Origin of the sequence: Pseudonocardia pini (genome assembly GCF_013870575.1) — a bacterium.
In the GTDB taxonomy this organism is placed as follows: Bacteria; Actinomycetota; Actinomycetes; order Mycobacteriales; family Pseudonocardiaceae; genus Pseudonocardia; species Pseudonocardia pini.
Genome location: NZ_JACBXB010000122.1, coordinates 1 through 10,059 on the forward strand (window position 1 = coordinate 1; position 10,059 = coordinate 10,059).

At 73.7% G+C, this 10,059-nt stretch carries 10 protein-coding genes; 9 read left to right on the forward strand and 1 reads right to left on the reverse strand.

Annotated features, from left to right (window positions below; genetic code table 11):
• The coding region (locus H5J29_RS10070; RefSeq protein ID WP_220187215.1) for a hypothetical protein at window positions 1-258 on the reverse strand (258 nt) is incomplete at its 3' end.
• Window positions 259-384: 126 nt separating this feature from the next.
• On the opposite strand from H5J29_RS10070, the gene H5J29_RS10075 reads away from it, so the two are divergent.
• The 9 genes from H5J29_RS10075 to H5J29_RS10115 all read left to right on the forward strand — a co-directional run bounded on the left by H5J29_RS10075 (window position 385) and on the right by H5J29_RS10115 (window position 9,803).
• A complete protein-coding gene (locus tag H5J29_RS10075) occupies window positions 385-1,410 on the forward strand; it encodes an aldo/keto reductase (protein WP_181780662.1) in 1,026 nt (341 codons plus the stop codon).
• 160 nt (window positions 1,411-1,570) lie between these two features.
• Complete coding sequence (locus tag H5J29_RS10080) at window positions 1,571-1,882, forward strand: hypothetical protein (RefSeq protein ID WP_181780663.1); 312 nt, start codon at window positions 1,571-1,573, stop codon at window positions 1,880-1,882.
• Window positions 1,883-2,107: 225 nt separating this feature from the next.
• Window positions 2,108-4,228: an indolepyruvate ferredoxin oxidoreductase family protein gene (locus H5J29_RS10085; RefSeq protein ID WP_220187217.1), complete on the forward strand. Its 2,121-nt coding sequence runs from the start codon at window positions 2,108-2,110 to the stop codon at window positions 4,226-4,228.
• Between the two features lie 70 nt (window positions 4,229-4,298).
• Window positions 4,299-5,660: an FAD-binding oxidoreductase gene (locus H5J29_RS10090; RefSeq protein WP_181780664.1), complete on the forward strand. Its 1,362-nt coding sequence runs from the start codon at window positions 4,299-4,301 to the stop codon at window positions 5,658-5,660.
• Between the two features lie 12 nt (window positions 5,661-5,672).
• Window positions 5,673-6,980 carry an MFS transporter gene (locus H5J29_RS10095; protein WP_181780665.1) on the forward strand — a complete coding sequence of 436 codons (1,308 nt, stop codon included), beginning with the start codon at window positions 5,673-5,675 and terminating at the stop codon, window positions 6,978-6,980.
• Window positions 6,977-7,696, forward strand: coding sequence for an alpha/beta fold hydrolase (locus H5J29_RS10100; protein ID WP_181780666.1), 720 nt, complete (start codon window positions 6,977-6,979; stop codon window positions 7,694-7,696). The genes H5J29_RS10095 and H5J29_RS10100 overlap by 4 nt, the downstream gene beginning before the upstream one ends.
• An 81-nt stretch (window positions 7,697-7,777) precedes the next feature.
• Entirely contained in the window at window positions 7,778-8,452 is a 675-nt protein-coding gene (locus tag H5J29_RS10105; protein WP_181780667.1) for a RibD family protein, read from the forward strand.
• Complete coding sequence (locus H5J29_RS10110) at window positions 8,449-9,381, forward strand: zinc-dependent alcohol dehydrogenase (RefSeq protein WP_181780668.1); 933 nt, start codon at window positions 8,449-8,451, stop codon at window positions 9,379-9,381. Before H5J29_RS10105 ends, H5J29_RS10110 begins: the two co-directional genes overlap by 4 nt.
• Before the next feature lie 23 nt (window positions 9,382-9,404).
• On the forward strand, window positions 9,405-9,803 hold the full coding sequence (locus tag H5J29_RS10115) for a 6-pyruvoyl trahydropterin synthase family protein (protein WP_181780669.1): 399 nt from the start codon (window positions 9,405-9,407) through the stop codon (window positions 9,801-9,803).
• The last annotated feature ends 256 nt before the right edge of the window (window positions 9,804-10,059 follow it).

Consider the following 10,059-nt stretch of genomic DNA (forward strand, 5'->3'; position numbering starts at 1 on the left):
GGAGAGCGCGGTGATGGTCCGGTCGGGGGCGGTCCTCGCGTGCAGGACGTCCTCGGCGAGGACGACCGCGGAGCCGTCGGCCCGGGTGTGGAGGTCCCGCGCGCGGCCGAGCATGGCCATGGGCTCGGTGCGGCCCTCGGGCCAGGTCATGTCGATCGTGGAGGTGCGGCGGACGGACCCGGGCCGCCTCTCCGGTGTCGCCAGGGGCGGCGGGGCCGGGCCACGCACCACGGGCGCCCCGGTCAGGTCCACCGGCATCGGCTGCCTCCACGTCGTCGGGTCTGCCCGGAGAGTACCCTCTTCTGCCGCTTCCGGACCGGATCGTTGACGCCGATCGCTCCCTGGGTTTGGATGAGGACACCGAATACGAGACGAGGTGGTCGCGTGGAGACGAGGGTGCTCGGCGGGAGCGGGGTGCGGGTGTCGACCCTGTGCCTGGGGGCGATGTCCTTCGGGTCGATGGGCAACGCCGACGCGGAGGACTGCGCCCGGATCGTGCACCGGGCCCTCGACGCGGGCATCACCATGATCGACACCGCGGACGTCTACTCGGCGGGGGAGTCCGAGCGGATCGTGGGGGAGGCGATCAAGGGCCGCCGGGACGACGTCGTCCTCGCCACCAAGCTCTACAACCCGATGGGCCGCGACCCGAACCACCGCGGGTCCTCGCGCCGGTGGATCGTCCGGGCCTGCGAGGACAGCCTGCGCAGGCTGGGTACCGACCACATCGACCTGTACCAGCTGCACCGGCCGGACCCCGACACCGACCTCGACGAGACCCTCGGCGCCCTGTCCGACCTGGTGCGGCAGGGCAAGGTGCTGATGACCGGAACGTCCACCTTCCCGGCCGAGAAGCTCGTCGAGGCGCAGTGGTGCGCCGAGCGGCGCGGGCACGTCCGACCGCGGTGCGAGCAGCCGCCGTACTCGGTCTTCGTGCGCGGGATCGAACGCGACGTGCTCCCGACCTGTGAGCGCTACGGGATCGGCGCGATCGTGTGGAGCCCGCTGAACGGCGGCTGGTTGACCGGGAAGTACTCGCACGAGGTCCCGGAGGGGTCGCGGTTCTCGCGGCTGGGGCGCGGCTCCTGGCGCGCCGACTCGCCCGCCGCCGAGCGCAAGCGGGCGCTCCTCCCGGAGCTGGAGGCGATCGCCGCCGACGCGGGGACGGACCTGATCGGGCTCGCGCTCGCCTTCACCCTCGCCCATCCCGCCGTCACGTCGACGATCATCGGGCCGCGGACGATGGAGCAGCTCGAGAGCCAGCTCCCGGCGGCGGAGGTCCTACTCGACGCGGCGGTCCTCGACCGGATCGACGCCCTCGTGCCGCCGGGGACGACGCTGGCCCGCGCGGACATCGCCTACGAGCCGCGGGCGATCCGGCACGCGGCCGCCCGGCGGCGCACGAGTTGAGCACCCTGAACGGCGTCGTCCCCACCACCGTGACGGATTTGCCCTAAGTAGTATCCTCAATAGGATGGGTGCTCTACAGTGGGTCCGTCGACCGGGAACACCGGGCCACCATGCCGGGACCACCGCCCCGGACCAAGCGACGCAAACGGAGGACGCCGCGATGAAGCCGCGCATCGGAACCACCCTCGCCAGCACGGTGGACGCCACCACCGTCATCGTCATCCGCTGGGGGGTCGAGGACGTCGACGTGACGTGCGGCGGCGCCCCGATGGTCGACGCCCGCGGTCCCGAGGCCGGGACGACGAACGAGGCCGACCCCACGCAGCAGGACGGCACCCTGCTCGGCAAGCGGTACGCGGACGAGGCCGTCGGCGTCGAGCTCCTGGTCACCAAGCCGGGGCAGGGCACGCTGGCGCTCGGCGGGGCGGTGCTGCCGCTCAAGGACGCGAAGCCGCTCCCCGCCTCGGACTGACCACCCCCTCGGACCCGGAGACCGCCGAATGAACGTGACGATGCTGCTGGACATGGCCGCCGACGGCTTCGGCGATCGGGTCGTGGTGGGACGGCGCGAGGACGGCCTGACCGCGGCCGCCCTCCGTGCGGCCGCGGCCGCGGGCGCTCGCCGGATCGCCGCCGAGGGTGCCGACGCGGTGCTCTACCTGGCTGTGAACGGCCCCGCAAGCCGTCGCGGATCGGCCTGCCGCTCGCAGGCGCGGCCCGGACCCCGTACTTCTGCTCCGGCTGCCCGCACAACACGTCCACGAAGACGGCGGACGGCACGCTCGTGGGCGTCGGGATCGGCTGCCACGTCATGATCGCGATCGACGGCGACCAGCGCGGCACCCAGATCGGGATGACCCAGATGGGCGGCGAGGGCGCGCAGTGGCTCGGCCTGGCCCCCTTCACCGACGACCGGCACTTCGTGCAGAACCTCGGCGACGGCACCTTCCACCACTCCGGCTCGCTGGCCGTGCGCGCGGCCGTGGCGGGTGGCGCGACCATGACCTACAAGCTGCTCTACAACGACGCCGTGGCGATGACCGGCGGGCAGCAGGCCGTCGGACGGCTGTCGGTGCCGGAGATCGTGGCGCTGCTGACCACCGAGGGCGTCCGCAAGGTCGTGGTGACCACCGACGATCCGGCGAAGTACCGCGGAACCGCGATCGACGTGCGCCACCGGGACACCTTCGCCGAGGTGGAGGCCGAGCTGGCCGCGCTCGACGGCGTCACCGTGCTGATCCACGACGACCGGTGCGCGGCCGAGGAGCGCAGGCTCCGCAAGCGCGGGAAGCTGCCGACCCCGGCCGAGAAGGTCGTGATCAACGAGCGGGTGTGCGAGGGCTGCGGGGACTGCGGGGACCAGTCGACCTGCCTGTCGGTGCAGCCGGTGGCCACGGAGTTCGGTCGCAAGACCCACATCCACCAGTCCTCCTGCAACTCCGACCTCTCCTGCCTCAAGGGCGACTGTCCGTCGTTCCTGCTGGTCGAGCCGGGCACGGTACGGCGGGTCGTCCCGGAGCTGCCGGTCGCGCTGACCGAGCCCGAGCCGCGCTTCGACGGCATCGAGACCCTCGTCCGGATGCCCGGCATCGGCGGCACCGGCGTGGTCACCGCCTCGCAGATCCTGCAGATGGCCGCGCACGTCGACGGCCGGTTCGCCGCCGGGCTGGAGCAGGTCGGGCTGGCGCAGAAGGGCGGGCCCGTCGTCTCGGACGTGCGGATCGCCAAGCAGCCGGTCCGCGGGGCGCTGCGGGCGTCCCGCGGGACCGCGGACGTGCTCATCGGGTTCGACGTCCTGGGCGCGGCCGACCCGGCGAACCTGGCTGCCGCGCGGGCCGGGCACACCGTGGCCGTGCTGAACACCGCAATCGTGCCCACCGCGGCGATGGTCAGCGGTCGGCTCCTCCTGCCGGGTGCGGCCGACGAGGCCGTCTCCCGGATCGCCGACGCGGTGGCGGACGTCGTCGCCGTGGACGCCCAGGCGCTGGCCGAGGCCCTGTTCGGCGACCACATGCCCACCAACATGCTGCTGCTCGGTGCGGCCTACCAGGCCGGCTGCCTGCCGGTCTCCGCCGACGCGCTGGAGGAGGCCATCCGGCTCAACGGGTCCGCCGTGGAGCAGACGCTCGCGGCGTTCCGCTGGGGCCGCGCCGCCGTGCTCGACGCCGACGCCGTGCGCGCCGCGGTCCACCCGCAGACCCCGGTCGTGCGGGCCGAGACCCTGGACGAGGTGCTGGCGGTCCGCGTCGAGGACCTCACCGGCTTCCAGGACGCCGCGCTGGCCGGACGGTACGCCGAGGAGGTCCGCCGGGTCGCGGCGCTGGGTGGCGAGGAGGTCGGCGTCGCCTACGCCCGTGGTCTGCACAAGCTGATGGCGTACAAGGACGAGTACGAGGTGGCGCGGCTGCACCTCGACCCGGTCGAGAAGGCGCGTCGGGACGCGGAGTTCGGGCCCGACGCCCGCACGTCGGTCCTGCTGCACCCGCCGGTCCTGCGGGCGCTGGGGATGAGGACCAAGATCCGGCTGTCCGGGCGGGCTGCGGAGGTCGCGTTCCGCGGGCTCCGCGCCGCGAAGGGCCTGCGCGGCACGGCGTTCGACCTCTTCGGCTACGCCTGTGTCCGACGCGTGGAGCGCGAGCTGGTCGGCGAGTACCAGGCCCTGGTCCGGGCCGCGCTGGAGCGGCTGACGGCGGACAACGTGGCGCAGGTCGTGGCGATCGCCGAGCTGGCCGACGAGGTCAAGGGCTACGAGGACATCAAGCTGGCGAACGTGGCGCGCTTCCGGGGGCAGGCCGCAGAGGCCCTGGGAGCCTTGTGAGTGGCGCTGTCCGCTCTAGCAGTCCGCTCTAGCGGGCATCGCCGCTCACCGGGTGTGGTGGACTGAGCCGATGACGATCCTCGACGAGCTCGGGATCCCCGCGGACCGGGTCCTCACCGACCCGGACGTGACGGCGTCCCTCTCCCACGACGACGCCGAGTGGGCCCCGGTGGGCCGCCCGCTCGCCGTCGTCCGGGCGCTGACGGCCGAGGAGGTGCAGAGCGTCGTCGCGGCCTGCTACCGGCACTCGGTCCCGGTCGTCGCGCGCGGTGCGGGCACCGGGCTCTCCGGCGGCGCCAACGCGGTCGACGGCGGCATCGTGCTCGCCCTGGACCGGATGGACCGGGTGCTGGAGATCGACCCGCTGGAGCGGCTCGCGGTGGTCCAGCCGGGCGTCGTCAACGACGACCTGCGCGCCGCCGTCGCGAAGGAGGGGCTCTGGTACCCCCCGGACCCCGCCAGCTCGCCGTGGTCCACGATCGGCGGCAACGTCGCGACGAACGCGGGCGGGCTGTGCTGCGTGAAGTACGGCGTGACCAGGGACTACGTCCTCGGCCTCCAGATGGTCACGGGCACCGGCGAGCTCGTCCGGCTCGGCAGGCGCACCGCGAAGGGCGTGGCGGGCTACGACCTCGCCGGGCTCGTCGTCGGGTCGGAGGGGACGCTCGGGATCGTCACCGAGGTCACCGTGAAGCTCCGTCCGCTGCCGCCGCCCGCGATCACCGTGGCGGGCTACTTCGCGTCCATCGTGGACGCGGGCGAGGCGGTCGCCGCGAGCGCCGCAGCGGGCCTGACCCCGGCCGCGCTGGAGCTGGTGGACAGGCACTGCCTCGCGGCCGTCGACGCCTGGAAGAACATGGGGCTGTCGGTGGAGGCCGAGGTCGTCCTGCTGGCCAGGCTGGACGAGCCCGGCGCCGCGGGCGAGCTGGCCGCGGAGCGGATGGTCGCGTGCTTCGAGGGCGCGGGGGCGACCTACGCGGTGCGCTCCACGGACGAGGCGGAGTCCGAGGCCCTGTTCGCCGCGCGCAGGCTCGCGTACCCCGCGCTGGAGCGCCTCGGCCCGGTCCTCACCGAGGACGTCTGCGTGCCGAAAGGGCGCGTCCCGGAGATGTTGGGGCGCATCGAGAAGGCCGCCACCGACCACCGCATCACCATCGCCAACATCGCCCACGCCGGGGACGGCAACCTGCACCCGCTGCTGGTCGTCGACCCCGGCGACGAGGCCGCCAAGGCCCGCGCCCAGCTCGCGTTCGACGACATCGTGGCCGCCGCGCTGGAGCTGGGCGGCACCGTGACCGGCGAGCACGGCGTGGGGCTGCTGAAGAAGCCGGGGCTCGTCGCCGAGCTGAGCCCGGTCGTGCTGGACATGCACCGCTCCGTCAAGCAGGCCCTCGACCCACGGGGCATCCTCAACCCCGGCAAGGTCTTCTGAGAGGGAGCGCCCATGACCTCCGACACCGCGGTCGGCAGGGAGGAACGGCTGGTCCGGTCCGGCGTGCGCCGGGCGGGACGGCGGCTGGTCCCGCTGCTCATCCTGCTGTACTTCGTGAACTACCTGGACCGCGTGAACATCGGGTTCGCGGGGCCGAACGGGATGAACGACGAGCTCGGGCTCTCGGCCACGATGTTCGGGATCGCGGCCGGGGTGTTCTTCATCGGCTACCTGCTGCTGGAGGTGCCCAGCAACCTGTTGCTGCACCGCTTCGGCGCCCGCCGGTGGATCGCCCGCATCCTCGTGACCTGGGGGATCGTGGCCACGGCCATGGCGTTCACCCCGAACGCCACCGTGCTGATCGTGCTGCGCTTCCTGCTCGGCGTGGCCGAGGCCGGGTTCTTCCCGGGCATCATCCTGTACCTGACCTACTGGTTCCCGGCTGCGCAGCGCGCCCGGATGACCGCCTGGTTCATGACGGCCATCCCGATCTCCACGGCGCTGGGCGCCATCGTCTCGACGCTGATCATCGAGCACGGCGACGGGCTGTTCGGCCTGTCCGGCTGGCGGGTGATGTTCCTGCTGGAGGGGATCCCGGCGATCCTGCTGGCCGTCGCGGTGTGGTTCCTGCTCACCGACCGGCCGTCGAAGGCGACCTGGATGCCGCAGGAGGAGCGCGACGCGCTGGAACGGGCCGTCGCCGCGGAGGGCGCGGAGGTCTCCGGCGAGGGTCCGAAGTCGGTGCTCGGGGCCCTCAGGAGCCCGCGCGTGCTGGCGCTGAGCTGGGTGTACTTCGGCGTGGTCTACGGCCTGTACGCGCTGAGCTTCTTCCTCCCGACGATCGTCAAGGGCTTCGCGGCGCAGTACGGCACGTCGTTCACCACGGTCCAGCAGGGCCTGATCACGGCGATCCCGTACGCCGTCGGGCTCGTGGCCATGATCGTGTGGACCCGCCGCACGACGAACCCGACGGTCCGGGTGGCCGTCCCCGCGCTGGTCGGCGGCCTGGCCATCCCGGTCGCCCTGTACCTGAACGACCCGTGGCTGGCGATCGTGGCCGTGACGATCTGTGCCTGCGGCGTGCTCGCGGCCCTGCCCGGCTTCTGGTCGCTGCCCACCGCCTATCTCACCGGGGCCGCCGCGGCGGCCGGGATCGGGCTGATCAACTCGCTCGGCAACATGTCCGGGTTCGTGGCGCCGTACGTCACCGGCGCGCTGTCCGATGCGACCGGGGACAACAAGGCCGGGCTGTGGGTCGTCGGGGCCGCGATGGTCTCCGCCGCCATCGTGACCTGGGTGCTGCGGCGGGCCCGTCGGTGAGGCTGCGCACCGCCGTCCACGGCACGGGGCCGCGCCGGATCGCGCTGGTCCACGGCCTGGGCGGCTCCGGGAAGACCTGGCAGCCGCTGGTCGGGAAGATCCTCGCGGTCGGCGGCCGGTCCGTGACCACCGTCGACCTGCGGGGGCACGGCACCAGCCCGGCGGGCGCCGGCTACACCCTCGCCGAGTACGCCGCAGACCTGGTGGAGACGCTGCCGACGGGCCTCGACGCCGTCGTCGGACACTCGTTGGGGGGTGCGGTCGTGGCCGCGGCGGCCGAGCGGCTCGCGCCGCGGCGGGCGGTGTACCTGGATCCCGGGTTCCGGCTGGGGCTGCCGACCGCGCGCTGGTTCTGGGCCGTGCCCGCGGTCACGATGGGGGCGGTGGCGCTCGCGTCGATGCCGGGGCGGGCGCGCATCCGCTCCCGCTTCGCCCCCGAGGACCGGGCCCTGATCGAGGAGGCGCGGGCCGGGACGGCGCGCGGCGTGCTGATCCCGACGTTCCGGGACGTCACGCGCCATCCGCTGACCCCGGGCCCGCCGCCGGTGCCCTCGACGGTCGTCCTCTCCGCCGAGGGGCCGAGCGTGGTGCCGGACACCCTCGCCGCCGAGCTCGCCGAGGCGGGCTGGGAGATCCGTCACGTCCCCGAGCTGCACCACGAGTTCTGGCTGGAGGACGTCACTGCGACCTTCGCCGCGGTCAGAGACCTGCTGTAGCCGCATCCGGTACTGGTCCACTCGGCGCAGGGAGACCCCGGCCATGGTCTCCCGGGCCCCCGAGGAGGCACCATCGGGTCCGTGACCGAGCGCCCGTACGTGATCGCCTCGGCGGCAGTGTCCCTCGACGGGTACATCGACGACGTCGCCGAGGCCCGCCTGATCCTCTCCGATCCGGAGGACCTCGACCGCGTGGACGAGGTCCGGGCCTGGGCGGACGCGCTGCTGGTCGGGGCGGGGACGATCCGTGCCGACGACCCCCGCCTGCTGGTGCGCTCGGCGGAGCGTCGCGAGGCCCGGGTCGCGGCGGGGCGGACGCCCTCGCCCGCCAAGGTCACGCTGACCCGCACCGGCAAGGTCGACCCGGCGGCGCGGTTCTTCACCACGGGCGACGCCGCGCGCTACGTCTACACCTGCGACGCGCAGGCCCCGGTCCTGCAGTCGACGCTCGGGCCGGTCGCGCGGGTCGTCGGCGCGGGCGACCCGCTGGACCTGCACCGGATGCTCGCGGACCTGCGCGGACGGGGCGTCGAGCGGCTGATGGTGGAGGGCGGGGGTGCCGTGCACACCCTGTTCCTCTCGGCGGGGGTGGTGGACGAGCTGCACGTCGTCTACGCGCCGTTCTTCGTGGGGCAGCCGCGGGCGCCGCGGTTCGTGAACGCGGCCGCCTTCCCGCAGGGCCCGGCGAACCGGATGACGCTCGGCAAGTCCCGCCAGATCGGCGACCTGATGTTCCTGCAGTACTTCCCCCGATGAGGGCGCTCTGGCTGGCCTCGCCCGGCCACCTCGAGATCCGCGACGGCGAGCTGCCCGAACCCGGCCCCGACGACGTCGTGGTCCGGACCCTGTACTCCGGGGTCAGCCGGGGGACCGAGGCCTTGGTCTTCCGCGGCGGGGTGCCCGCGGCGCAGGCCGCCGAGATGCGCGCTCCGTTCCAGGAGGGGGACTTCCCGGGGCCGGTGAAGTACGGCTACCTCAACGTCGGTGTGCTGGAGTCCGGCCGGCCGGTGTTCTGCCTGTACCCGCACCAGACCGAGTACGTGGTGCCCGCCTCGGCCGTCGTCCCCGTGCCCGCCTCCGTGCCGCCCGCGCGCGCGGTCCTCGCCGGGACGGTCGAGACGGCCGTCAACGCGCTGTGGGACGCGGCGCCGCGGGTGGGGGACCGGGTCGCCGTCGTGGGCGGAGGGATGGTCGGCTGCTGTGTGGCCGCGCTGCTCGCGGGGATCCCCGGGGCGCGGGTGGAGGTCGTGGACCCGCTGGACCGGTCCGTCGTGTCGGCCTGGGGGGCGCGGTGGGTGCGGCCGGGCGAGGCCTCGGGGGACTGCGACCTGGTGTTCCACACCTCCGGGAGCTCGGCGGGCCTGCAGGAGTCCCTGGAGCTGCTCGGCACGGAGGGTGAGGTGATCGAGCTGTCCTGGTACGGGGACCGCCCGGTCTCGGTCTCCCTCGGCGGGGCGTTCCACCCGCGGCGGCTGGCCGTGCGCTCGTCGCAGGTCGGGATGGTCGCGCCCGCGCGCCGGGCCCGGTGGGGCTACACCGACCGGATGGGGGTCGCCCTGCGGCTGCTGGCCGACCCGCGGTTCGATGCCCTCGTCACGGGCACGGTGGCGTTCGAGGATCTGCCCGCGGAACTTCCCGCGGTCCTCGGTGAACCGTCCGGCCTCCTGGTCCGTGTCACCTACTGACGGGTCGTACGCAGGAGGCACGGGTGTTCGGGATCACGGTGCGGGACCACATGATGGTCGCCCACAGCTTCACCGGCGAGGTCTTCGGGCCCGCCCAGCGCCTGCACGGCGCCACGTTCGTGGTGGACGCGACCTTCCGCCGTCCCGAGCTGGACGCCGACGACCTGGTCGTCGACATCGGGCTCGCGTCCGAGGCGTTGAAGGCGGTCCTGGCGGAGCTGACCTACCGCAACCTCGACGACGTCTCGGAGTTCGCGGGGCGGAACACCTCCACGGAGTTCCTCGCGCAGGTCGTCGCGGACCGGCTGGCCGGGCGGATCGCCGCGGACGAGCTGGGGCCGGGGGCGCGGGGGCTGACCGCGCTGGTGGTGACCCTGCACGAGTCCCACATCGCCTGGGCGAGCTACGAGAGATCGCTGTGAGGGTGGCCGACGCTCATGGGGTCGTAGGGGTGGTGCGGCCGTCGACCGTCCACGCGGTCCTCCCCGCGGACGTCGACGACCCCAGCCGCCCCAGCGGCGGCAACCTCTACGATCGTCGCCTCCTCACGGCCCTCGCGAGTCCCCCACCCCCGACGCGCGAGTCCCCCACTCTCGACGCGCGAGTCGGACATCCTCGGGGCGGCCGGCTCTCCGAGATCCTCGCGGCGGGGTCGTGGCCGCACCCGTCCGCCGACGA